Source organism: Paraburkholderia sp. PREW-6R (assembly GCF_039621805.1).
Classification (GTDB): Bacteria; Pseudomonadota; Gammaproteobacteria; order Burkholderiales; family Burkholderiaceae; genus Paraburkholderia.
Genome location: NZ_CP155073.1, coordinates 1927141 through 1951845 on the forward strand (window position 1 = coordinate 1927141; position 24705 = coordinate 1951845).

Here is a 24705-nt window from a genome sequence, read left to right on the forward strand (position 1 = left end):
GCCGTATCGGCCGCGCCCGCCGTTCTCTCCGGCTGGCACGCGACGGACACCCTGGGTGCACCGGCTTGCGAGTTTGTTGCCTTTTTTACTGCTTTATCTGCTCTCATGACGCAGGCAACTAACGCCACGAAAAGCCGCCCCGCCGACCTTGATAGCTGATTCAAGACTCACACAGCTAAAAAACAAGACGTGGACCGACTTAGCCAAAGAGTATAGCACGCGACTACCGCCCGACTCAACCGACCGGACCGCCCGCCCAAGCCGTGCCGGTCAGCGAGCGGGCGAAGCGCGACTGTGCCTCCCACCCGACCTAAGCGCGTCAAGACCGCGTCAGAGTCGCGTCAAAAACGTGACAGAAGCGCGGCCGAAGTCGCAACCGATACCTGCGCAAGCCGTTGCAAAACGCTGCGGCAGCCGGAATATGGTGCGATAATCATGCAATAAATCGCATTTCAGGCCCGACTCATGGCTATTACTCTCAAAAACGAACACGATATCGCGCAAATGCGCGTCGCCTGCAAGCTGGCAAGCGAAGTGCTCGACTACATCACGCCGTTCATCACGGCCGGCGTCACAACGGGCGAACTCGACCGCCTCTGTCATGAATATATGCTGAAGGAACAGGGCACGGTTCCGGCGCCGCTGAATTATCAGCCCCCCGGCTACCCGCCCTACCCGAAAGCGACCTGCATTTCCGTGAACGACGTGATCTGCCACGGCATCCCCGGCGAAAAGGCACTGAAAAACGGCGACGCGCTGAATATCGACGTCACGGTTATCAAGGAAGGCTATTTCGGCGACACGAGCCGGATGTTCATTGTCGGCGAAGGCTCGATCATGGCCAAACGGCTGGTGCAGACCACCTTCGAATGCATGTGGCTCGGCATCGACCAGGTTCGGCCGGGCGCGCATCTCGGGGATATCGGGCACGCGATCCAGAAGCATGCGGAAGCGCAAGGCTACAGCGTCGTGCGCGAGTACTGCGGCCATGGCATCGGCACGGTATTTCACGAAGATCCGCAGATCCTGCACTACGGCCGTCCCGGTACAGGGCTCGAGCTGCAGGCCGGCATGATTTTCACCGTCGAGCCGATGATCAACGCCGGCCGTCGCGACATTCGCACCATGCCGGACCAGTGGACCGTCAAGACCAAAGACCGCAGCCTGTCGGCGCAGTGGGAACATACCGTGCTCGTCACCGAAACCGGCTACGACGTGTTGACCATTTCCGCCGGCACGCCGGCGCGTCCGCCGATCGTCGCGGCCACCACGGCCTGAGCCGCCCGCGACCTCCGAACCCACCGCCCGCCTGCCAATGAGTAGTGTTCCAGTCGTCGCCCCTTCCCACGCCACGTCGCTCAAGGCGGACTACAAAGTGGCCAAAGCCCGCTTGCTGGAACGCTTCAGGACCGCCACCAACGTCGACGCGTTGATGGCGTCTCTGGCGCGCGCCACGGACGACTCCCTGCGCGCCGCCTGGAACACTTGCGAACTGCCGTCCGAACTTGCGCTGCTGGCGGTCGGCGGCTACGGGCGCGGCGAACTCGCGCCGCACTCGGATATCGACATTCTGGTGCTGCTGCCCGACACGCCGGTCGAACATCTCGAAGCGCGCGTCGAGCGATTCATCAGCCTTGCGTGGGATCTCGGGCTGGAACTCGGCAGCAGCGTGCGCAGCGTGTCGCAATGTCTGGAGGAAGCCGCCAACGACGTGACCGTGCAAACCTCGCTGCTGGAGGCCCGCCGGATTACAGGCAGCGCTGAACTGTTCGACGACTTTTCGAGGCGCTACCGTGAAGCGCTCGACCCGAAGGCGTTTTTCCAGGCCAAGGTGCTGGAAATGCGTCAACGTCACGCGAAGTTCCAGGACACGCCCTATGCGCTCGAACCGAATGTCAAGGAAAGTCCGGGCGGCCTGCGCGATCTGCAACTGATCCTGTGGATCACGCAGGCGGCGGGTTTCGGCAGCAGCTGGCGCGAACTCGAAGCGCGCGGCCTGATTACCGGACGCGAAGCGCGCGAACTGCGCCGCAACGAAAGTTTTCTGAAGGCGCTGCGCGCGCGGCTGCACGTGGTCGCGGGGCGTCGGCAGGACATCCTGGTTTTCGATCTGCAGACCGCGGTCGCGGAGAGTTTCGGGTACAAGCCCACCGCCACCAAGCGCGCGAGCGAACAGCTGATGCGCCGCTACTACTGGTCGGCGAAGGCCGTCACCCAGTTGGCCACGATCCTGATCCAGAATATCGAAGCGCAACTTTTTCCTAGTACGAGCGGCATCACGCGCGTGCTGTCGGACCGGTTCGTCGAAAAACAGGGCATGCTGGAAATTGCGCATGACGACGTGTTCGAGCGCGAGCCGAACGCGATCCTGGAAGCGTTCCTGCTGTACGAGCAGACGCCTGGCGTGAAGGGGCTATCGGCGCGCACGCTGCGCGCCATCTACAATGCGCGCGACCTGATGGACCAGCACTGGCGGCGCGATCCCGAGAACCGGCACCTCTTCATGGAGATTCTGAAGCAGCCAGCCGGCATCACGCATGCGCTGCGTCTGATGAACCAGACCAGCGTGCTCGGTCGCTATCTGCTGAACTTCCGCCGGATCGTCGGCCAGATGCAGCACGATCTGTATCACGTGTACACGGTCGATCAGCACATTCTGATGGTCCTGCGCAATCTGCGCCGTTTCGCGGTGGCCGAGCACGCGCACGAGTATCCGTTTTGCAGCCAGCTGATTGCGAACTTCGACCGTCCATGGTTGCTGTACGTGGCTGCCCTCTTTCACGATATCGCGAAAGGGCGCGGCGGCGACCATTCCACGCTGGGCATGGCTGACGCGCGGCGTTTCTGCCGCGCGCACGGCATCGACGCCGAGGACACCGAACTCGTCGTCTGGCTGGTTCAACAGCATCTGACCATGAGTCAGGTCGCGCAGAAGCAGGACACGAGCGACCCGGAAGTCATCAAACGTTTTGCCGAGCTGGTTGGCACGGAGCGCCGGCTCACCGCGCTCTATCTGCTGACCGTCGCCGACATTCGCGGCACCAGCCCGAAAGTCTGGAATACCTGGAAGGGCAAGCTGCTCGAAGACCTGTACCGTGCGACGCTGGCGGTGCTCGGCGGCGCGCGGCCTGACGCGCACTCGGAGCTCAAGTCGCGCCAGGAAGAAGCGCTCGCGCTGCTGCGCCTCGAAACCGTACCGGAAGGCGCGCAACGGGCGCTGTGGGACAAGCTCGACATCGGCTATTTTCTGCGTCACGACGCCGCGGACATTGCGTGGCAGACCCGCGTGCTGTATCGCCATGTCGAGACGCCAACGCCCATTGTGCGCGCGCGTCCGTCGCCGATCGGCGAAGCGCTGCAGGTGCTCGTGTACGTGAAGGACGAGCCCGATCTGTTCGCCGGCATCTGCGCCTATTTCGACCGCAACGGGCTCTCGGTGCTGGATGCGCGAGTGAGCACGACCCGTCACGGCTATGCGCTCGATAATTTCCTCGTCGCGCATACCGAAGAAGACGTGCATTATCGCGATATCGCCAATCTGGTCGAACAGGAACTGACCGCCCGCCTGACCGGTGACGGCACCCTGCTCCCCGGGCCGTCGAAAGGCCGGTTGTCGCGGCTGTCGCGGACCTTCCCTGTCACGCCGCGCGTCGATCTTCGGGCCGACGAGCGCGGCCAATACTACATCCTGTCCGTGTCGGCGAACGACCGGCCAGGCCTTCTTTATTCGATTGCGCGCGTGCTGGCCGAGCATCGGGTCGGCGTCGCTTCGGCGCGGATCAATACGCTCGGCGAACGCGTCGAAGACGTGTTCCTGCTTGATGGACGCGGCCTGTCTGACAGCCGCCTGCAAATTCAGGTCGAGACCGAACTGCTGCGCGCAATCGCAGTGTGAGATTTCATGCGAGTCAAATTAACAGCCAAGCACCCGCGGCCGGCTTCGTCCGAACGCGCCCCTGTCCGTACCGGAAGTCCGTCGGCGCGTAAGCCGACGCGCCCGGCGGGGCCGAAGTCGTCAACGTCGGCGGCGGGTTCGGGTGCTGAGCGCGGAGAACGCGGGCGCGCCGGCACGGCATCGTCAGGTGGTCTTGGCGGCGCCGGCGGCAAACGGGCGACGGGCGGCAAACCGGCCGGCGCCGGAGCGCGTGCGCCGCGCGCAGAGGGATCGTTTTCCCGCGAACGCGGCGCTGGCGCTGGCGCAGTCGCCGGAGCCGGACGTCGTGAGACTTCGGAGCGTCCACCGCGACGCGAAGGCGCGGGCGGCGCGGCGCGTCGCTTCGAGGGCGCTGGAGATCGCACCGAGCGCGCGCCGCGCAGGTTCGAGGGCACAGCCGATCGTGGCGAACGTGCGTCTCGCCGCTTCGAGGGCGCAGCCGATCGCAGCGAGCGCGCGCCTCGCAGGTTTGAAGGTGCAGGTGAACGCGGCGAACGTGCGCCGCGAAGGTTTGAAGGCGCGCCTGATCGCAGTGAACGCGCGCCGCGCAAGTTTGAAGGCGCAGGTGGCCGTAGCGACCGCGCGCCGCGCCGCTTCGAAGGCACAGCCGATCGTAGCGAACGTGCGCCTCGCCGCTTCGAAGGCGCAGCCGATCGTAGCGAACGCGCCCCGCGCCGCTTCGAAGGCACCGCCGATCGCAGCGAACGCGCGCCGCGAAAATTCGAGGGCAGCAGCAACCGCGGTCCTCGTCCAGTCGATGGCCAACGTACGCCGCGTCGCGACGACGGCGAGCGTCGTCCGCTTGCCGGCGCACGGCATGGCGCAGGCCGACCGGCAGAGGGCGGCGCCCGCGGCGAACGTCCCGCGCGCAGTGCCGGCAGCGGCAGCGGCACAGACCGGCCGCGCTTCGGCAGCGATCGCGCCGAGCGCGGCGATCGGGGCAACCGCGGTGAGCGCACCGAACGCGCACCCCGCGAAGGCGCGCCGCGCCGTTTCGACAACGAGCGCGGCCCCTCGGAGCGTGGCGAGCGTAGCTTTGCAAAGCCGGTCCGCAGCGGCAGCTACGGCGAACGTTCAGACCGCCCGGCACGCGCCCCGCGCGACGATCGCAGCGAACGCGCCCCCGCCAGACGTGGATCCGCAGACCGCCCGGCACACGCCGGCGAACGGGGTGACCGTACGGGTGAGCGCCCGGCACGCCCGTTCGACAGATCAACCCCGTCCGCAGGCCGCCGCTTCGGCGACGATCGCAGCGCGACACGCGGCGACAAGCCGCGCGGCGCATCAGCCGCAGCCCACGCGCGCCGTGACGCGGAATCGGACGACATCCCACGCACGCCGCGCCGCGACTACGAAGATGCGCCCGGCACGCTGCGTCTGTCCAAGCTGATGTCGGAACTCGGCATGTGCTCGCGCCGCGAAGCCGACGAATGGATCGAAAAAGGCTGGGTGCTGGTGGACGGCGAACGCATCGACACGCTCGGCACGAAGGTCCGTCCGGATCAGCGCATCGAGATCGACCCCGCCGCCGAAGCCGCGCAGGCGAGTCAGGTGACCGTGCTGGTTCACAAGACGGTGGGCTTCGTGTCGGGTCAGGCGGAAGACGGCTATCAGCCGGCGATCACGCTCGTCACGCCCGAAAATCGCTGGGAAGGCGATCGCTCGGAGATCCGCTTCTCCGTCGCGCATTTGCGCCAATTGGCGCCGGCCGGCCGTCTTGATATCGATTCGACGGGTCTGCTCGTGCTGACGCAGGACGGCCGTATCGCCAAGCAGCTGATCGGCGGTCATTCGGAGATCGACAAGGAATATCTGGTGCGCGTCGCCTACGGCGAACACACCGTCGACGTCGAACACCATTTCCCGCCGGAAAGCCTCGCGCTGCTGCGCCACGGCCTGTCGCTCGACGATGTGCCGCTCAAGCCCGCGCAGGTAAGCTGGCAAAACGGCGAGCAACTGCGCTTCGTCTTGCGCGAAGGCAAGAAACGGCAGATCCGTCGCATGTGCGAACTGGTCGGGCTCGAAGTGATCGGCCTCAAGCGCGTGCGCATGGGCCGGGTGATGCTCGGCGCGTTGCCGCCGGGACAGTGGCGCTATCTTTCACCGGACGAGACTTTCTGACAACGCGCGCTGCGTGCAGGCTGCTCGTCTCTGGCCGCGTGCTCCGCCGCTGCAAAAGAAAAACCCACGCCACGCGTGGGTTTTTTCATGGCCGCCGTGTGGGCGGCAGATCGCGCGATCAATCGTCGCTATTCGGGTCCATGTCGGGAAACAGCACCTCGGTAAAGCCAAACTTCGCGAAATCCGTGATCCGCATGGGATAGAGCTTACCGATCAGATGATCGCACTCATGTTGCACTACGCGCGCGTGAAAACCTTCGGCGACACGGTCGATCGCATTGCCGTACTGGTCGAAGCCGTGGTACCTGATCATTGAGAAACGGTTCACCGCGCCGCGCAGGCCCGGCACCGACAGGCAACCTTCCCAGCCTTCTTCCATATCCTGCGAAACCGGCGTGATGGTCGGATTGATCAGCACCGTTTCGGGCACCGGCGGCGCGTCCGGATAGCGCTGATTGCTGCCGAAACCAAAGATCACGACCTGCAGGTTGACGCCAATCTGCGGCGCGGCGAGACCCGCGCCATTGGCGTCGTGCATGGTCTCGAACATATCTTTGATGAGTTCATGCAACTCGGGCGTGTCGAAGTGATCGACCGGATCGGCAATGCGCAGCAAACGCGGATCGCCCATCTTGAGAATGTCGCGGATCATAACTGGCCCTCCAGGAGCTTACGCATACCATCTTCGTCGAGTACGGGAACGCCGAGTTCCTCGGCCTTCGCCAGCTTGCTGCCCGCGTCCGCGCCCGCCACCACATAGTCGGTTTTCTTCGACACCGACCCCGCCACTTTCGCGCCGGCCGCTTCGAGCATTTCTTTCGCTTCCTCGCGGGCAAGCGACGGCAACGTGCCCGTCAGCACAACGGTCTTGCCGGCCAGTACGCCTTGCGGCGCCTTCGGCGCAGGCGGCCCTTCCGGCCACGTGACCTTGCCCGGCGCGCGCAACTGCTCGATCACCGTGCGGTTGTGCTCTTCCGCAAAAAACTGGTGAATCGCCTCGGCGACCACCGGCCCGACGTCGTTGACTTCCAGAAGCGCCTCCACCGACGCGTCCATGATCGGATCGAGCGAGCCAAAATGTTTGGCGAGGTCTTTGGCCGTCGATTCGCCGACGTGCCGGATACCGAGCGCATAGATGAAGCGCGCGAGCGTGGTGTGCTTGGCCTTTTCCAGTGAATCGAGCAGGTTCTGCGCGGACTTGTCGGCGAAGCGGTCCAGTTGCGCGAGCGTTGCAAAGCCAAGATTAAACAGATCGGCCGGCGTACGCACCAGGTTCTGTTCGACCAGTTGATCGATGATCTTTTCGCCGAGCCCGTCGATGTCCAGCGCGCGCCGTTGCGCAAAGTGCCATAACGCCTGCTTGCGCTGCGCCGGGCAAAACAGGCCGCCGGTACAACGCGCAATCGCCTCGTCCGGCAGCCGCTCGATACTCGATCCGCACACCGGGCAATGCGTGGGCATGACGAACTCGCGCGCATCGTCCGGACGACGATCCAGCAGCGCGCTCACTACTTCGGGGATCACGTCGCCGGCACGCCGCACGATCACCGTGTCGCCGATGCGAATGTCCTTGCGGCGCACTTCGTCTTCATTGTGCAGCGTCGCGTTCGTGACCGTCGCGCCGCCGACGAACACCGGCTCCAGCCGCGCCACGGGCGTGATCGCGCCGGTGCGCCCCACTTGCACGTCGATCGCGACGAGCCGGGTCAGCGCCTCCTGTGCCGGGAACTTGTGCGCGAGCGCAAAACGCGGCGCACGCGACACGAAACCGAGCGCGTCCTGTTCATCGCGGCGGTTCACCTTGTAGACCACGCCGTCGATGTCATAAGGCAGCTTGTCGCGCTTCTCGCCGATCTTGTGGAAGAAGCCAAGCAGACCGTCCGCGCCTTTCACCACCGCGCGCTCGCCGTTCACCGGCAAGCCGAGTTCCTTGTACCAGTCGAGCAGTTCGCTGTGTGTAGCGGGCATCTCGACGCCTTCGAGCACGCCGATCCCGTACGCAAAAAACGACAGCGGGCGCTGCGCGGTGATCTTCGGATCGAGTTGCCTCAGACTGCCGGCGGCGGCGTTACGCGGATTGGCGAACTCCCTGTGTTCCGCGGCCCGCTGCCGTTCGTTCAGGCGCTCGAAATCGCGCTTGAACATCAGCGCTTCGCCGCGCACGTCGAGCACGTGCGGCACGCGTTTGCCCTTGAGCTTGAGCGGAATCGAGCGGATGGTGCGGACGTTTTCCGTGACGTTCTCGCCCGTGGTGCCGTCGCCGCGAGTGGACGCCTGCACGAACACGCCGTCGACGTAGCGCAGCGAGATGGCCAGCCCGTCGAACTTTAGTTCAGCGGCGTATTCGACCGGCACGGGCGGCTCGCTCGCGTTCTTGCCGAGCGCGTCGCCAACCCGCTTGTCGAACGCGAGAATGTCTTCGTCGGCAAAACCGTTGTTCAGCGACAGCATGGGCTGATCATGCACGACCGGCTCGAAACCGCTCGCCGCCTCGCCACCGACACGCTGCGTGGGCGAGTCCGGCACGATCAGGTCAGGGTGCTCCGATTCGATATGCTCCAGTTCCTTGAAGAGCTTGTCGTATTCCGCGTCCGGCAAATCCGGCTGGTCGAGCACGTAGTAGGCGTAGTTGGCGCGTTCTAGTTCCGCGCGCAGCCACGCGGCACGCTCGGCCGGGGCGCTGGTTGCTTTTCTGGAGGCGGGATTTCGGGCCATGCTGTCAGAGGGTTCTTCGTTGTAATACGGACATGGGATTATCGCAGGAAGCGTGCCCCTTTACATCGGCCGAATAGCCGGGTCGACGCGCTTCGCGTGTGCGGATCTGAGCGTACAAGTGAAATGAGCAGGCGCGCGAACAAATGAAAACGGCCGCACAGTCGTGCGGCCGTTGAACGGCAAAAAATGAGGATTCACCGCGGGACTACGGTGGCAATCAACAAAAAAACACCAGCAGCAAAAACGGTCAAGCCGCCGCTTACTGGCTGAACAATCGCCGCGTAGCCGGCGAGCCCGCCGGAATGCCCGCCTGTTCAAGCTTCGCGTAAAGGGTCATCAACTGCTTTTCGATCGCAAGCAGCGCGCTTTCCGGCAAAGGCCGGCGGCCGTCGTCCACCACTCGTCCACCAATGCGCTCGGCCAACGATTTCGCGTAGTCGCACATCAAACGGAACGGCAGGATGTCTTCGTCCGCGACCGGCACGTCGAGCACCAGCGTAATCATCTGGCCGCCCTTGTACGTGAGGTCGTCGCGCAGAAAATTGGTGTCCCCGAACTGCAGCATGAACACCGGGCTCTGCTTTGCATCGAGCTTGACGAAGCGGGTGCCGTCGCGCGAAAGCAGCAGGCCGTCCTGCGACGCCACTGCCTGCACATAGTTCGCTGACCAGGGCGCGCCATCGGACAGCACGTTGATCGACAGTTGCGCGTCGCACTGCGCGGCAAAAGCGTCGAGTTCGCGCGCCATTGCCACCGTTTCGAGCATGTCGGGAAATTCCGGCGATGCGTCCAGCGCGTCGGCGAACTGCTGCACACCCGTGACGAACTCGGAAAACTCCAGTTCATTGAGCGCGCCGCTACGATTGGCCAGTTGCGCGGCCGCGCGCAGTTCTTCATAACGCGCGCCGTTTTGCAGCAACTCCCATGCGCCACCTTCGAGCTTGCCCTCGATATGCACCGGCTTGCTGCCCGCCCGGCGCAGACGCTGCGCAAGCGGAATGACCTTGTCGCCTGCCACCGGCCCATTCAGGCGGATCGGCACGATACAGTCGATGCGACGATCGACGATGGCCGGCGGCGCCGACGAGATGGTCGTGGCGGCGGGCAGGATCGGCTCGATGGGCTCGTCGGCCGCGGACCTCGCGGCTCTGGCAGCGCTCGCCGCCCTCGCCTCATTCGCTGCCGCTTCGGCACCTTCCGCCTCGGCTACGCCTTCGGCTTCCGGGTAGCCGTTCGGTGTGGTCGTCTCGGCCTGAATGTCAGCGGGCGTGTCGAGCGGCGCGGCGCCGGTCGCCGCGCCAAAGGTCGGCTCGACACGCGCGGACGAAGGATCGCCGAGCGGTTCCGTGCCCACCACGGGTTCGCGACGCGTCGTGGGCCGGGCCGGTTCAATGAACGGACTGTGGTCCTGCTGGTCGTCCTGCGCAAAACTCTCGGCGGTTTCGGCCGGCATGGGCCGAGGCATCTTGCGACGCACCTTCGCGCCCTGCCACGCGTTGTACACCACCACGCCACCGACCACCACGGCACCCGCGCCGATCAAACCGAGTGTCAACTCGTCCATGCATGCTCCGTCAGCAATTCTCTTATCTGCGCGGCTTTGCGCCCGCTCCACGTTCGCGCGGCCCAGAGCCGCTGCGCTGAACGCGGACGCCCGCGATCTTCTTCAACCTGAAATCAAACGATATTCTGGGCGAAACCCGCAGCCGTTTCCATGTCGACGGCCACGATCCGCGATACGCCCTGCTCCTGCATCGTCACACCGATCAATTGCTGCGCCATTTCCATGGCGATCTTGTTGTGCGAGATGAACAGGAACTGCGTTTTGTCCGACATCGCCCGCACGAGGTTCGCGAAACGTTCCGTGTTCGCGTCGTCGAGCGGCGCGTCCACTTCGTCGAGCAGACAGAACGGCGCGGGATTCAGCTGGAACATCGCGAACACCAGTGCGGTCGCGGTCAGCGCTTTTTCGCCGCCCGACAGCAGGTGAATCGTCGAATTCTTCTTGCCAGGCGGCTGCGCCATGACCTGCACGCCGGCATCGAGAATTTCGTCGCCGGTCATGATGAGCCGGGCCTGGCCGCCGCCAAACAGACGCGGGAACAGTTCGCCGAAATGCAGGTTCACCTGATCGAACGTGCCTTGCAGCAGCGTTCGCGTTTCGGCGTCGATCTTGCGGATCGCGTCTTCGAGCGTTTCGATTGCGCTGTTCAGGTCGGTGGACTGCGAATCGAGGAACGACTTGCGCTCGGTCGCCGCCTTCAGTTCATCGAGCGCGGCCATGTTGACCGGCCCAAGCGCCGTGATGGCGTTATTGATGCGCGTGACCTCGCCTTGCAGATATGACGGCTTCATGTCCGGCGTGAGCTTGGCCTGCAGCTCGGCCTCGTCGACGCCGGCGGCCGCGAGCTGTTCGACGAACTGTTCTCCGTTCAAACGCGCCGCCTGTTCCTTTAACTGCAATTCGTTGATACGGTCGCGCAGCGGTTGCAGCGCGCGTTCGGCCGTCAGACGGGTTTCATCGGCGGCGCGCAGTTTGGCGGTCAGGTCATCCAGTTCGAGGCGCGCGGCATGCAGCGCCTCTTCCTTCACGGAACGGATGTCCAGCGCGTCCTGCAAGCCGGTGTGCGCGGTTTGCTCGTTGATCGTCTCAAGTTCGGCGCGGGCATCTTCGAGCGACGCTTCGACTCGCTCGCTCTGCTCCTGTGCGATCTGGATGCTGCGCTTTAACTCGTCGATGCGGTTCGCCATGTTACGCGCCGCGAAGCGCGCGTCGGTCGCGGCGCGATCGAGCTCACGCGCCTCGCCGCGTGCAGCGGTGAGGGTTTCGTCGAGTGCTTCGAAGGCCAGTTGATGGTCTTCGAAACGCGCCTGCAACTCAGCGAGTTCCCCATCGTGACGCTCGAAATTGGCCTCGGACTCGGCCCGCATCGCGCGCTGCTCTTCGATCTGCGCATTGATCTCCTCGAGCTCTTCGCGAATCTGCGTGCTGCGCTGCGTGTAACGCTCGTGCGCCTGCGTGAGCTTGAGTACGTCGAGTTGCAGTGCATGAACGCGCTGCGTCGCGCGTTCGGCCTGCTGGCGCACCTCCGTCAACGCCTGAGCGGCTTGCGTGTGGGCGGCTTCGGCGCGAATCGCCGCGGCCTTTGCCTCGTCGGCGAGCAACGCCTGCGCGCGCACCTGACGAGCGAGATTTTCGATTTCCTGCTGGCGCGCGAGCATGCCGGCCTGCTCGGAGTCAGCCGCATACAGTTGCACACCGACGCGCGTCACCATGTGACCCGCCTTGACGACGAACACGCCGCCTTCGGGCAACTGCGCGCGCATGGCGAGCGCCTGCTGCAGATCGTCGGCGACGAACGACAGGCCGAGCCAGTCGTTCAGCACCGCGCGGATGCCCGCGTCGTCAATGCGCACGAGCGACAGCAGCGGACGCAACGAAGGCGGCGCGGCGACCGGCTGGCCGGCGGCGGGCGGCGCGTAGAACGCGAGCTTGGCGGGCGGCGCGTCGGTGGCGAAGGCCTTCACCCAATCGAGATTCGACACTTCGAGCGCCGCGAGCCGCTCGCGCAGGACCGCTTCGAGCGCGCTTTCCCAGCCGGCTTCGACATGCAGCTTCTTCCACAGACGCGGCAGGCCGCCCAGTTCGTGCTTCTCGAGCCACGGCTGGATCTTGCCTTCGGTCTGGACGTTTTCCTGCAACTGCCTGAGCGCCGCAAGCCGCGCGTCGAGCTGATGGATCTGCGCACTCTCCGCCTGCACGCGCTCCTGCGCGGCACGGCGTTCGCCGTCCAGACGCGGCAGCGTTTCATGTGCGTCGGCGAGCCGCGCCTGGGCGTCGGCGAGAATTTCCTCGTGCTCGGCCAGTTGCATGCGCAACTCTTCGAGCTGCGCTTCGTCGGGGGCGTCGAGACCGCCCGCTTCCGACTTCAGACGCTCATGGCGCTGCTGCAACTGCTGCAATTGCTGGTCGGCGTTCCGTTGATGCGCGGCTTCGAGCTTGAGCGCCTGTTCCGTTTGCGCAATTGCGCCGCGCTCGGCGTTCAGGTCGGTTTGCGCGTCGCGCCAGCGCGCTTCGAGCGCGGGCATGGCGTCGTGCTTCGCGGCGGCTTCGTCTTCGGCGAGCGCGGCTTTTTCTTCGGCGACGGCCAGTTGCTCTCCGGCGTCTTCGAGATCGTCCTGCGCCTTTTGCGACTGGGCGAGCCACTGTTCGCGTTGCGCGGTGAGCGCGGCGATCTGCGCCTGCACGCGGTTGCGCGATTCGACGATGAACCTGATCTCCGCTTCGAGCCGGCTCACTTCCGAATTCGCCTCGTACAGCGCGCCCTGCGCGCCTTGCATTGCGTCGCTCGCGGAATAATGCGCGACACGCAGCGTTTCGAGTTGCGCCTCGACTTCACGCAGCTTCGCGGTATGCGCTTCGAGGTCGATCTGCGCCTGTTCGATTGCGCGCTTCTGACGTTCCTGCTCGCTGCCCGCTTCGTTCTTGCGCAGCAGCCACAACAGGCGCTGCTTCTCCTCGCCGTCCGTCTGCAATTCGCGGTAGCGCGTGGCGACCACGGCCTGCGCTTCCAGCTTCTCGAGATTCGTACTGAGTTCGCGGACGATATCTTCGACGCGCGTCAGATTCTCCCGCGTGTCATGCAGACGATTCTCCGTTTCGCGGCGGCGTTCCTTGTACTTCGACACGCCCGCGGCTTCTTCGAGGAACACACGCAGTTCTTCCGGCTTCGCCTCGATCAGGCGCGCGATCATGCCCTGCCCGATGATGGCGTACGCGCGCGGCCCGAGGCCCGTACCGAGAAAGATGTCCTGAATGTCGCGGCGGCGCGCCGGCAGATTGTTGATGTAGTAGCTCGACGTGCCGTCGCGCGTGAGCACGCGCTTGACGGCGATTTCGGCATACTGGCCCCACTGGCCGGCGGCGCGGCCGTCGGCGTTGTCGAACACGAGTTCGACGCTGGCGCGGCTACCCGGCTTGCGCGCGGTCGAGCCATTGAAGATCACGTCCTGCATCGACTCGCCACGCAGCTCGGAGGCGCGCGATTCGCCGAGCACCCAGCGCACGGCGTCAATAATGTTGGACTTGCCGCACCCGTTCGGCCCGACCACGCCGACTAGCTGGCCCGGAACCTGAAAATGCGTGGGATCGACGAATGACTTGAAGCCAGCGAGTTTGATCGAGGTCAGACGCACGGCGATTTCGCTGTTGGAAAAGGGAAATTAACAGGTGGCTCGTGGAGGCTGCGTGAACCGCTCGCCAAGGCTGCATGCACATGCAATCAATCGGCCCGCGAATCCCCTCAGATTCCCCACGACGGGGCGCCGACTGCGCGCGGTGAGGCGCGCGTCTGGCTAATGAGGGGCAATCATACCATCGCACGTGGACGGTTCTTGCCGTCCTTTTGCCCGGGATTGCCCGTGGTGTCGTGGTGCGGGCCATGCGGCGAGTCAGGGTGCGAGTCGTTGAGCGCGTCGGGCTGGCCGTCGCTCGCGGCGCGATTGAACGGCTCGGGCTTCGTCCGGTGCACCCAGCTGGACAAAGCCGAGGCCAACACGATGCACGCACCGCCCGCCCATTCGCGCGGACCGGGTGTCTCGCCGGCGAAAAGCCACGCGGACAGCGCGGTGACCACGATCTCGAACAGCATGATGATCGACGCCCGGTTGGCCGGTACGCGCGAAAGCCCGTACTGCACCAGCATATTGTTCGACGCCAGCAGGAAACCCAGCCCGAGCACCAGCAGCGCCGCCGTGCCCAGATGTGCGCCGGTGGGCGGCGCGGGCATCGCCTCGAACAGCGACGCGCACGCGCTGAAGATCGCCGCGCCGCCGAAGATGGTCGCGGTACGCATTTCCGGCTTCATGTCGGGCAGCACGCGGCTTGTCTTGAGAATCAGCACGTTGCTCATCGCGAAGCCCATGCCGCCCATGAGCCCCGCCCACTCGGCGAGATTGCCGGGTACCGGAATGCCGAGCTGGGGCGACCACAGCATCGTCATCGCACCCGCGAGCGACAGCGCGGCAAGCATTGCGCCCGACCACGTCAGGCGCTCGTGCAGGATGAAATGCGCGAACAGCGCGGTCCATGCCGGGGTGAGATAGAACAGCAGCAGCACGCGCATCACCTGCCCATGAATCGATCCCCACACGAAGCCCAGATTGGTGATGCCGGCCGCGAGCGCGAGCGCCGGCAACAGCCCGTGCCACCTCACGGTCCTGAGGGCGCGATAACGCACCAGCAGCACGAACAGACACCCTGCGGCGCTCGTTAGCGCGCTCGCGGCCGTGCCGGTTACGCCAAGCGCGGCCAGCATGCGCAGCGGATACCAGATCATTCCCCACACCGACGCACCCAGCATGATTGCGAGCGTCGGCCAGCCAGTGCGCAGCCAGTTCGTCATGATGCGCGCCTCCGGCTGAACGGGAAGCGCGCGGCGCGAATGAGAAAGCCCCGCGCGGCACGATGGCGGGTCACATGCGAGACCGCACGCGACCTCTTCCGGCGAGATCCGGTCATGCCGAAGCATCGAACCGGATCGGAGTTGGCGCGGCCGTGCGGACGCTGGGCCTGCGGGCTGTCGCCAGAAAATGGCGCGTCGTGGCGCGCGTGGTGTGCCGATGTCTCCGTTGCTGCGAGATACATTGCTGCTCCTGCTTTTTTACGCGAACCGTCGGCGGTTCGCGTCGTTCCCGCTGCCGCACATTCAATGTGCGGCCTGGCGGGTCGCGCCGGCTGTACCACCGCCGGTGCCGCGGCGCTGCTTCGGCCGCGACCGGCCGCGCGCCACGTTATAATCATTCGCTCGACGCTGCTGCCATTCGCCGCTGACGCAGGTGGTCGGCATCGGCCGGCGCTATTGCTGCCGAGCGGCTTTGCACGTGGCAAGCTTGCGTGCGGCAGGTTGTACCGGCAGCCGCGTCCGTGGCAACTGTCCGTGGCCACTACAAGCGGCGACTGTCGGTGGCATCTGTCGGTCGCAACCGTCAGCGGCAACTGTTGGCAGCAACGGTCAGGCGCTTCAGGCAACGCCACGCAGCACGAGCTTCAGCACCTCTCTGCGTTTTCTCTTCGATCAGGCCCGATCCACCCGTGAACCCGCTACTCGACTCCCTTCAGTCCTATCCGTTCGACAAGCTGCGCGTCCTTTTCAAGAACGTCACGCCGCCAGCCGGCCTCTCGCCCATCAGCTTCGGCATTGGCGAACCGAAGCATCCCACGCCCGCGCTGATCCGCGACGCCGTGATCGCCTCGCTCGGCGGTCTCGCGGCCTATCCGGCGACGATCGGCACGCCCGCGTTGCGTGAGTCGATTGCGAAATGGGTGACGCAGCGCTACGGCCTGCCGCCGGTCGATCCCGCGACCCAGGTGCTGCCGGTGTCGGGTTCGCGCGAGGCGCTGTTCGCGCTCGCCCAGACGGTGATCGACCCGAAAAGGAATGCCGGCGGCGAGCCTGCGATCGTACTCTGTCCGAACCCTTTCTACCAAATCTATGAAGGCGCGGCCATTCTCGCCGGTGCGCAACCGTACTTCGTGAACAGCGACCCGGCGCGCAACTTCGCCTGCGACTATTCGGCGGTGCCGGACGACGTCTGGGCGCGCACGCAACTGCTGTACGTGTGCTCGCCGGGCAATCCCACCGGCGCAGTGCTCACGCTCGACGACTGGCGCGAACTGTTTGCGCTGTCCGACCGTCACGGCTTCGTGATCGCATCGGACGAATGCTATTCCGAGATCTATTTCGACGAAGCAAGCCCGCCGCTCGGCGGTCTGCAAGCCGCGCACCGGCTCGGCCGCGGCTTCGAACGGCTCGTGATGCTGTCGAGCCTGTCCAAGCGTTCGAACGTACCGGGCATGCGCTCGGGCTTCGTCGCCGGCGACGCCGCGATCCTGAAAGACTTCCTGCTATACCGGACATACCACGGCGCCGCCTTGTCGACCGTGTTCCAGAATGCCAGCATCGCAGCCTGGAACGACGAGCAGCACGTGCGCGAAAACCGCGCGAAGTACGTGCAGAAGTTTTCCACCGTCACGCCCATGCTCGCGCAGGTGCTCGACGTGCGCCTGCCCGACGCCGCGTTCTACCTGTGGGCCGACGTGTCGCGCACGGGTCTGTCGGACACCGAGTTCGCCCAGCGCCTGCACGCCGACTATAATGTGACGGTTCTGCCGGGCTCGTTTCTCGCGCGCACTGCGCACGGTGTGAACCCCGGCCGCAATTTCGTGCGCCTCGCGCTCGTTGCCGACGTCGACGAATGCACCGAGGGCGCGCAGCGCATCGTCGATTTTTGCCGCGCGCTCGCGGGCTGAACTTACGGGTTCATCGCGCTCACGCACTGCATTCCCTCTTCAGACTTCAACTCTTCAGAAAAGCACGCATATGTCGCAACAACTTCAGCAGATCATTGACACCGCCTGGGAAAACCGCGCCGAGCTGTCGCCGAAAGCCGCGCCGGCCGACGTGCGTGAAGCCGTGACTCACGCCATCGAGCAACTGGACAAGGGCGCGCTGCGCGTGGCCGAGAAGAAAGACGGGGACTGGGTCGTCAATCAGTGGCTGAAGAAAGCGGTGCTGCTGTCGTTCCGTCTGGAAGACAACGCGCCCATGCCCGCCGGCGGCTACTCGCAGTTCTACGACAAGGTGCCGTCCAAATTCGCGAACTACAGCGCTGAAGACTTCGCGGCCGGTGGCTTTCGCGTGGTGCCGCCCGCCATTGCGCGACGCGGCTCGTTCATCGCGAAGAACGTCGTGCTGATGCCGTCGTACACCAACATCGGCGCGTATGTGGACGAAGGCACGATGGTCGATACGTGGGCCACTGTCGGTTCATGCGCGCAGATCGGCAAGAACGTTCACCTGTCGGGCGGCGTGGGCATCGGCGGCGTCTTGGAGCCGCTGCAGGCGAACCCGGTCATCATCGAAGACAACTGCTTCATCGGCGCGCGCTCGGAGGTGGTGGAAGGCGTGATCGTCGAAGAAAACTCGGTGATTTCCATGGGCGTGTACCTTGGCCAGAGCACGAAAATTTACGACCGCGAAACCGGTGAAGTGACGTACGGCCGCATTCCGGCGGGCTCGGTGGTGGTGGCGGGCAATCTGCCTTCGAAAGACGGCACGCACAGCCTGTACTGCGCGGTGATCGTCAAGAAGGTGGACGCGAAAACGCGCGCGAAGGTCGGTCTGAACGAGCTGCTGCGAGGCGACTGATGGCGCGCGGCACGAAAACCGTGGTGTACGGCATTCCGAACTGCGACACCGTGAAGAAAGCCCGCGTGTGGCTGGAAGAGCACGGCGTGGAGTTCGAGTTTCACGACTTCAAGAAGCACGGCGTGACCGAACCGCTCGTGCAGGACTGGCTGAAGGACGTGAAGCTGGACGCACTGCTGAACCGTCGCGGCACCACGTGGCGCGCGTTGTCGGACGACATGAAAGCGGCTGCGGATACGCAGTCCGGCGCGATCGCGCTGATGATCCACAAGCCGTCCGTGATCAAGCGGCCGGTGCTGGTGGTCAACGGGCGCGTGAAGTCGCTGGGTTTTTCGGCTGAAGACTACGCAGCGCTGTTCGCGTGAACCTGCGCGCGAGGAGCATCGCGCCACCCGGCGCAATATGAAGTGACGCGCGGCCCAGGCCGCGTGGCCTGACAAGCCGTTGCCGGCTGCGGTGCCGCACCGCCAGCCGGCATTTTTTCATTTTAAAGTGGCTCGTATCGAATCCATGTCCGGCACCCTCGCCCTTACCGAACAACTGATCGCGCGCGCGTCCGTGACGCCCGACGACCAGCATTGCCAGCGCCTCCTGATCGAACGCCTCGCCGCGATCGGTTTCGAGCACGAGACGATCGAATCGAACGGCGTCACCAATCTGTGGGCCGTGAAACGCGGCGTCGACGGAACGAACGGCAAGCTGCTCGCTTTCGCCGGCCATACCGACGTGGTGCCGACCGGTCCGCTCGACCAGTGGCATTCGGCGCCGTTTGAGCCGACACAACGTGACGGCAAGCTGTACGGCCGCGGCGCGGCGGACATGAAAGCGTCGATTGCCGGCTTCGTGGTCGCGAGCGAGGAGTTCGTCGCGGCGCATCCCGCGCATCGCGGCTCGATCGCGTTCCTCATCACGAGCGACGAAGAAGGCCCCGCCACGGACGGCACCGTCAAGGTCGTCGACGCATTGCAGGCGCGCGGCGAACGCATGGACTACTGCGTCGTCGGCGAGCCGACTTCGAGCCAGCACTTCGGCGACATGGTGAAGAATGGCCGGCGCGGTTCGATGTCGGGCAAGCTGGTCGTCAAGGGCGTGCAGGGGCACATCGCTTACCCGCATCTGGCGAAAAACCCGGTGCACCTGCTGGCACCCGCGCTTGCCGAACTGGTCGCCGAGCGCTGGGACGACGGCAACGAATATTTCCCGCCCACCACATGGCAGGTGTCGAACATCCACAGCGGCACCGGCGCGACGAACGTGATTCCAGGCCATGCCGACGTGATGTTCAACTTCCGCTTTTCGACCGCGAGCACGGTGGAAGGCTTGCAGGCGCGCGTTCATGCGATCCTCGACCGACACGGGCTCGACTACGACCTGCAATGGAACGTGAGCGGGCTGCCGTTTCTCACGCCGCGCGGCGATCTGTCGAACGCGTTGACCCGCGCCATCCGGGACGAGACCGGCGTGACCCCCGAGCTGTCCACCACGGGCGGCACGTCGGACGGCCGCTTCATCGCGCGCATCTGCGAGCAGGTGATCGAATTCGGTCCGCTGAATGCGAGCATCCACAAGATCGACGAACATATCGAAGTCGCACACATCGAGCCACTCAAGAACGTGTACCGCCGTGTGCTCGAACAACTGATCGCCTGACCAAGGAAAGACCGCGATGACGCTCCCGTTTTCCACCGTTCGCGACGTGCTGCGTTTTGCAGTGTCGCGCTTTAACCAGGCCGAACTGTCGTTCGGCCACGGCTCGGCCAATGCATATGACGAGGCCGTCTATCTGGTGCTGCACACGCTGCACCTGCCGCTCGATCTGCTCGACCCGTTTCTCGACGCCAAACTGACGTCGGGCGAGATCGACGCCGTGCTGAACGTGATCGAACGGCGCGCAACCGAGCGCGTGCCAGCCGCCTACATCACCCAGGAAGCGTGGATGCACGGCTTTCGCTTCCATGTGGACGAGCGCGTGATCGTGCCGCGTTCGTTCATCGGCGAACTGCTCGCGGACGGCCTGCAGCCGTATGTGGAAGATCCCGAGCAGGTGAGCGCGGTGCTCGAACTGTGCACGGGTTCGGGTTGCCTCGCGATTCTCGCGGCGCACGCGTTTCCGAACGCGGATATCGACGCGGTGGATCTTTCCGCACCCGCGCTCGAAGTGGCCGCGCGCAACGTTGCCGACTACAAGCTCGACGACCGCGTCGCGTTGTTCGAGGGCGATCTGTACGCGCCGCTCGCGCAACGCCGCTATGACGTGATCATCAGCAATCCGCCATATGTCAATGCGGCGGCGATGCAGGCACTGCCGGCCGAGTACAGGCACGAGCCGGACATGGCGCTCGCGGGCGGCGCGGACGGCATGGACATCGTGCGCCGGATCATGGCGCAGGCGCGTAACTGGCTCACCGACGAAGGCGTGCTGGTGGTGGAGATCGGCAACGAGCGTGAGCACGTCGAAGCGGCGTTTGGCGGCCTCGACCTGGTGTGGCTCACGACCAGCGCCGGCGACGACAACGTCTTTCTGATCCAGGCCACGGATTTGCCTGCGACAAGCTGAGCGTTGCCAGCCGGAACTGTGTGCGGGATGCTGGCCAGAGGTGGTGATCTGGCCGCCGCACTTCGCCAAACCATCTTCCGCCTATGCCCATCGACCTGCTGCACATCGGCCCGCTGGTCGCCCTCGCCCATATTCTCGGCGTGGTCGCGGCGTGCCACGCGATTCTGAACACCCGCACTTCGCAAGGCGCGATTGCATGGGCCGTGTCCCTGGTCGCGATGCCCTACCTCACGCTCGTGCCGTACCTCTTCCTCGGGCGCAGCAAGTTCGCCGGCTATGCGGACGCGCGCCGCGTCGAGAATGAGTTGCTGCGCACGCGCGCGCATCCGCCCGAGTGGGACGCGCACGCTTCTTCCGCGGGTCTGCCGACCCAGCAACTCGGCGTGCGGCTCGTGCATTCGCTCACGCGACTGGGCGGCATGCCGTTCCTGCCCGGCAATTGCGTGCGCACGCTGGTGAACGGGGCGGCCACGTTCGAGGCGATTTTCGAAGCGATCGAAGGCGCGCGCCGTTACGTGATCGTGCAGTTCTTCATCGTGCGCGACGACGCGCTCGGCGAAATGCTGAAAGACGCGCTGATCGCCAAGGCCAGACAGGGCGTGCGTGTCTACTTCCTGTACGACAGCATCGGCAGCTTCGATCTGCCGCACCGCTACGTGGCGGCGTTGCGCGCGGGCGGTGTGGAGACCCACCCGTTCGCCACCCATCGACGCTTCGTCAACCGGCTGCAACTGAACTTCCGCAACCACCGCAAGATCGTGTCGGTGGACGGCGAGCGCGCGTTCGTCGGCGGACACAATGTCGGCGTCGAATATCTTGGCGGCAAGCCGCCGCTTTCGCCGTGGCGCGACACGCACATCGAGGTGCGCGGCCCGGCAGTGGCGAGCATCCAGTTCGTGTTCACCGAAGACTGGCACTGGGCCACGCAGCAGTTGCCCGAATTCGACATGCCGGCCGGCCTGGCTCCGAGCCCCGGTCAGCCGGATCAGGGCATGCACTGCCTCGTGGTGCCGAGCGGCCCCGCGGACAAACAGGAAACGTGTTCGCTTTTCTTCGTCGAAGCGATCAACGCAGCGCGCGAGCGCATCTGGATCACCACGCCCTATCTCGTACCCGACGAAGCGGTGTTCGCGGCACTGCGGCTCGCCGTGCTGCGCGGCGTGGACGTGCGGATTCTGATTCCCTGCCGCCGCGACCATCGCGTGGTGTTCGCGGCGTCGAAAATCTATGCGTATGACTCGCTGCGCGCCGGCATCCGGATCTTCCGCTATCAGCCTGGCTTTCTGCATCAGAAAGTGGTGCTGATCGACAGCGTGGCCGCGGCGATCGGCAGCGCCAACCTCGACAACCGCTCGTTCCGCCTGAACTTCGAAATCATGGTGCTGACGGTCGATCACGGCTTCGCGACCGAGGTCGAAACGATGCTGCTCCGGGACTTCGCCGAGTCGCTCGAAATCGATCGCAACGAATATCGTCACGCAAGCGCGTTCAAGCGCGTGCTGATGCATGTGGCGCGGCTCTTTTCGCCGGTGCTGTAGTCCGCCGCGCCGCCGCTTACCGTCACTGCATCACAGCAACTTCTCGATGTCGTCGGCAATCGCTTCGGGTTTGGTGAGCGGCGCATAGCGCTTGACCACGTTGCCGTCGCGGCCAATCAGGAACTTGGTGAAATTCCATTTGATCGCTTCGAGCCCGAGCAGTCCCGGCGCTTCGCCCGTCAGGTAGCGAAACAGCGGATGCGCGTTCGCGCCGTTCACGTCCACCTTGTCGAACATGGGAAACGTCACGCCGTAGTTTTTCTCGCAGAAGCTGCCGATCTGCGTGGCGTCGCCCGGCTCCTGCTTGCCGAACTGGTTGCACGGAAACCCGAGCACCGCGAGTCCACGCGCGGCGTACGTGTCGTACAGTTTCTGCAAACCCGCATATTGCGGAGTGAATCCGCACTCGCTCGCCGTGTTCACGACCAGCAGGACCTTACCCTCGTAGCGCCCGAGGCTCACTTCCTCGTTGCTGCCCAGTGGACGTGCCGAAAATGAATAGATCGATGTCATCTGCTCTCCCCGTGAAAGCCGACAGTCTATGCCAAAAGCCTGGCCGGTACAGTCGGCCGGATGGCCGACCCCGGCTGAGCGCCCGATGCGCTGTGCGGCGGTCTAAAATAGCGTTTTTCTTCAGCCGGCCTCTTCGTGATCCGCTTTAACCAGTTCAGCCTCGCGCGCGGCACCAAGCCGCTCTTCGACAACACCACGTTCACCCTCAATCCGGGTGAGAAGGCCGGTCTCGTGGGCGCGAACGGCGCAGGCAAGTCCACGCTTTTTGCCGTGCTGCTCGGTCAACTCCATGCGGACGGCGGCGATTTCTCGATGCCGCCTACCTGGCAAGTCGCGCACGTTGCACAGGAAACGCCTGCAACGGAGAAGACTGCGCTTGCCTACACGCTGGACGGCGACGCGGCGTTGCGCGCGATCGAAGCGCGCATTGCCGCGGCTTCGGCCGCTCACGACGGCGCGGCCGAAGGCGAAGCGCACGCCGCCTTTGCGGACGCGGACGGCTACACCGCGCCGGCCCGCGCCGAAGCGTTACTGCTCGGCCTTGGCTTCACGCTCGAACAGACGCGCGAGCCCGTGAGCAGTTTTTCGGGCGGCTGGCGCATGCGTCTGAATCTGGCCCAGGCGCTGATGTGTCGCTCCGACCTGCTGTTGCTCGACGAACCCACCAACCACCTGGACCTCGATGCAATTGTCTGGCTCGAAGACTGGCTGCACCGTTATCCGGGCACGCTGATCGTGATCTCGCACGACCGCGAGTTTCTCGACTCCGTCTGCAATGTCACGCTGCATCTGGAGAATCAGCAGGTCAAGCGGTACGGCGGCAACTATTCGCAATTCGAAGTGCTGCGCGCGCAACAGATCGCACTCCAGCAAAGCGCGTATGAAAAGCAGCAGCGCACGGTCGAGCATCTGCAGAGCTACATCAACCGCTTCAAGGCGCAGGCCACCAAGGCTCGCCAGGCGCAGAGCCGGGTCAAGGCGCTGGAAAAGATGGAACTGATTGCACCCGCGCATGCGTCCTCGCCTTTTACGTTCGAATTCCGCACGCCCGACTCCGCGCCTAATCCGATGATGGTGATGGAGAACGTACGCTGCGGCTATCGCAGTGAAGACGACTCAGCCGCCGAAATCCCGATCGTCGAGCATGTAATGCTGTCGATCCAGAACGGCCAGCGCATCGGCCTGCTCGGCGCGAACGGCCAGGGCAAATCCACGCTGATCAAGACGCTCGCCGGCACGCTGGAGCCGCTCGGCGGCCACGTGCGCGAAGGCAAGGGTTTGCGCATCGGCTACTTCGCGCAGCATCAGCTGGAAACCTTGCGGGCGGACGACACGCCGCTGCAACATCTGGCGCGTCTCGCACCGGACACGCGCGAACAGGAACTGCGCGACTTTCTCGGCAGCTTCAATTTCTCCGGTGAGATGGCGACCTCGAAAATCGGCCCATTTTCAGGAGGCGAAAAAGCGCGTCTTGCGCTCGCGCTGATCATCTGGCAGAAGCCGAACCTGCTGCTGCTCGACGAACCGACCAATCACCTGGACCTCGAAACCCGTCACGCGCTCACCATGGCGCTCGCGCAGTTCGAAGGCACGCTGATTCTGGTGTCGCACGACCGGCATCTGCTGCGCGCCACGACCGAGCAGTTCATGCTGGTCGCTAAACATCGTCTGCAGGAATTCGACGGCGATCTCGACGACTATCGTGACTGGCTGCTTCAGCATGCCGCCGAACAGCGCGCAGCATTGAAGGCTGCGGGAACCAATGGCACGAGTGGCACGAGCGGGTCGAACGGCCCGGACGTCAGCGCGGACAGCGGCGTCAACCGCAAGGAACAGCGCCGGCTCGAGGCCGAAACGCGCCAGAAGCTCGCGCACCTGAAAAAGCCGCTGCAAAGCCGCATTGCGAAGATCGAAAAGGAAATGGACTCACTCAACACGGAGAAAACGACGCTCGACGCGTTCGTCGTCGACCCGGCGAGTTACGAGCCCGAGCAGAAAGCGAAACTGACCCAAGCGCTTCGCCGTCAGGCCGACGTGAATGCGCGCCTTGAAACGCTCGAAGCCGAATGGCTGGAGATTCACGAGGAACTCGAACAGATCGGCTAGCGCGGCGGACGG

The 24705-nt window shown here is 64.7% G+C and carries 16 protein-coding genes; 10 read left to right on the forward strand and 6 right to left on the reverse strand.

All coding sequences use genetic code 11. From position 1 onward, the window contains the following. The first annotated feature begins 465 nt into the window (after positions 1-465). Genes map through AAGS40_RS08340 form a run of 3 tightly spaced genes read left to right on the forward strand, consistent with a single transcriptional unit; the run spans position 466 to position 6055 of the window. Positions 466-1278, forward strand: coding sequence for a type I methionyl aminopeptidase (gene map / locus AAGS40_RS08330; RefSeq protein WP_345810813.1), 813 nt, complete (start codon positions 466-468; stop codon positions 1276-1278). 37 nt (positions 1279-1315) lie between these two features. Then, complete coding sequence (locus AAGS40_RS08335; protein WP_345810814.1) at positions 1316-3895, forward strand: [protein-PII] uridylyltransferase; 2580 nt, start codon at positions 1316-1318, stop codon at positions 3893-3895. Positions 3896-3901: 6 nt separating this feature from the next. Then, positions 3902-6055 (forward strand): pseudouridine synthase, encoded by a 2154-nt coding sequence (locus tag AAGS40_RS08340; RefSeq protein ID WP_345810815.1) that lies wholly within the window; start codon positions 3902-3904, stop codon positions 6053-6055. 118 nt (positions 6056-6173) lie between these two features. On the opposite strand, the gene def is transcribed toward AAGS40_RS08340, so the two are convergent. From def to AAGS40_RS08365, 5 genes are all read right to left on the reverse strand, one after another. Continuing rightward, a complete protein-coding gene (gene def, locus AAGS40_RS08345; protein ID WP_345810816.1) occupies positions 6174-6707 on the reverse strand; it encodes a peptide deformylase in 534 nt (177 codons plus the stop codon). Further along, a complete protein-coding gene (ligA, locus tag AAGS40_RS08350) occupies positions 6704-8770 on the reverse strand; it encodes an NAD-dependent DNA ligase LigA (RefSeq protein ID WP_345810817.1) in 2067 nt (688 codons plus the stop codon). Before ligA ends, def begins: the two co-directional genes overlap by 4 nt. Positions 8771-9029: 259 nt before the next feature. Further along, positions 9030-10334: a cell division protein ZipA C-terminal FtsZ-binding domain-containing protein gene (locus AAGS40_RS08355; RefSeq protein ID WP_345810818.1), complete on the reverse strand. Its 1305-nt coding sequence runs from the start codon at positions 10332-10334 to the stop codon at positions 9030-9032. Between the two features lie 113 nt (positions 10335-10447). Continuing rightward, a complete protein-coding gene (smc, locus tag AAGS40_RS08360; protein ID WP_345810819.1) occupies positions 10448-13966 on the reverse strand; it encodes a chromosome segregation protein SMC in 3519 nt (1172 codons plus the stop codon). A 173-nt stretch (positions 13967-14139) separates the two neighbouring features. Beyond that, complete coding sequence (locus AAGS40_RS08365; protein WP_345810820.1) at positions 14140-15174, reverse strand: DMT family transporter; 1035 nt, start codon at positions 15172-15174, stop codon at positions 14140-14142. Positions 15175-15863: 689 nt separating this feature from the next. Between AAGS40_RS08365 and dapC the strand changes: the two genes are divergently transcribed. From dapC to cls, 6 genes are all read left to right on the forward strand, one after another. Further along, positions 15864-17081, forward strand: coding sequence for a succinyldiaminopimelate transaminase (gene dapC / locus AAGS40_RS08370; protein ID WP_345810821.1), 1218 nt, complete (start codon positions 15864-15866; stop codon positions 17079-17081). Positions 17082-17151: 70 nt separating this feature from the next. Then, positions 17152-17979: a 2,3,4,5-tetrahydropyridine-2,6-dicarboxylate N-succinyltransferase gene (gene dapD / locus AAGS40_RS08375; RefSeq protein ID WP_345810823.1), complete on the forward strand. Its 828-nt coding sequence runs from the start codon at positions 17152-17154 to the stop codon at positions 17977-17979. Continuing rightward, a complete protein-coding gene (locus AAGS40_RS08380) occupies positions 17979-18344 on the forward strand; it encodes an ArsC family reductase (protein WP_345810824.1) in 366 nt (121 codons plus the stop codon). Before dapD ends, AAGS40_RS08380 begins: the two co-directional genes overlap by 1 nt. A 145-nt stretch (positions 18345-18489) precedes the next feature. Beyond that, positions 18490-19629, forward strand: a complete 1140-nt coding sequence (dapE, locus tag AAGS40_RS08385) for a succinyl-diaminopimelate desuccinylase (protein ID WP_345810825.1) — start codon at positions 18490-18492, stop codon at positions 19627-19629. Positions 19630-19645: 16 nt separating this feature from the next. Further along, positions 19646-20536 (forward strand): 50S ribosomal protein L3 N(5)-glutamine methyltransferase, encoded by an 891-nt coding sequence (gene prmB, locus AAGS40_RS08390; RefSeq protein WP_345810826.1) that lies wholly within the window; start codon positions 19646-19648, stop codon positions 20534-20536. 83 nt (positions 20537-20619) lie between these two features. Then, entirely contained in the window at positions 20620-22074 is a 1455-nt protein-coding gene (gene cls / locus AAGS40_RS08395) for a cardiolipin synthase (RefSeq protein ID WP_345810827.1), read from the forward strand. A 30-nt stretch (positions 22075-22104) separates the two neighbouring features. Here the strand turns inward: cls and AAGS40_RS08400 are convergent, their stop codons facing one another. Further along, positions 22105-22587, reverse strand: coding sequence for a glutathione peroxidase (locus AAGS40_RS08400; protein WP_345810828.1), 483 nt, complete (start codon positions 22585-22587; stop codon positions 22105-22107). A 135-nt stretch (positions 22588-22722) separates the two neighbouring features. Between AAGS40_RS08400 and AAGS40_RS08405 the strand changes: the two genes are divergently transcribed. Further along, entirely contained in the window at positions 22723-24693 is a 1971-nt protein-coding gene (locus tag AAGS40_RS08405) for an ATP-binding cassette domain-containing protein (RefSeq protein WP_345810829.1), read from the forward strand. Positions 24694-24705: the final 12 nt, after the last annotated feature.

Bases quoted from the DNA above. Each gene is read 5' to 3' on its own strand.
- def (WP_345810816.1), bottom strand. From the start codon at position 6,707: ATGATCCGCGACATTCTCAAGATGGGCGATCCGCGTTTGCTGCGCATT.
- dapE (WP_345810825.1), top strand. From the start codon at position 18,490: ATGTCCGGCACCCTCGCCCTTACCGAACAACTGATCGCGCGCGCGTCC.
- dapD (WP_345810823.1), top strand. From the start codon at position 17,152: ATGTCGCAACAACTTCAGCAGATCATTGACACCGCCTGGGAAAACCGC.
- ligA (WP_345810817.1), bottom strand. From the start codon at position 8,770: ATGGCCCGAAATCCCGCCTCCAGAAAAGCAACCAGCGCCCCGGCCGAG.
- map (WP_345810813.1), top strand. From the start codon at position 466: ATGGCTATTACTCTCAAAAACGAACACGATATCGCGCAAATGCGCGTC.
- AAGS40_RS08400 (WP_345810828.1), bottom strand. From the start codon at position 22,587: ATGACATCGATCTATTCATTTTCGGCACGTCCACTGGGCAGCAACGAG.
- AAGS40_RS08355 (WP_345810818.1), bottom strand. From the start codon at position 10,334: ATGGACGAGTTGACACTCGGTTTGATCGGCGCGGGTGCCGTGGTGGTC.
- AAGS40_RS08340 (WP_345810815.1), top strand. From the start codon at position 3,902: ATGCGAGTCAAATTAACAGCCAAGCACCCGCGGCCGGCTTCGTCCGAA.
- cls (WP_345810827.1), top strand. From the start codon at position 20,620: ATGCCCATCGACCTGCTGCACATCGGCCCGCTGGTCGCCCTCGCCCAT.
- AAGS40_RS08365 (WP_345810820.1), bottom strand. From the start codon at position 15,174: ATGACGAACTGGCTGCGCACTGGCTGGCCGACGCTCGCAATCATGCTG.
- AAGS40_RS08335 (WP_345810814.1), top strand. From the start codon at position 1,316: ATGAGTAGTGTTCCAGTCGTCGCCCCTTCCCACGCCACGTCGCTCAAG.
- AAGS40_RS08380 (WP_345810824.1), top strand. From the start codon at position 17,979: ATGGCGCGCGGCACGAAAACCGTGGTGTACGGCATTCCGAACTGCGAC.
- prmB (WP_345810826.1), top strand. From the start codon at position 19,646: ATGACGCTCCCGTTTTCCACCGTTCGCGACGTGCTGCGTTTTGCAGTG.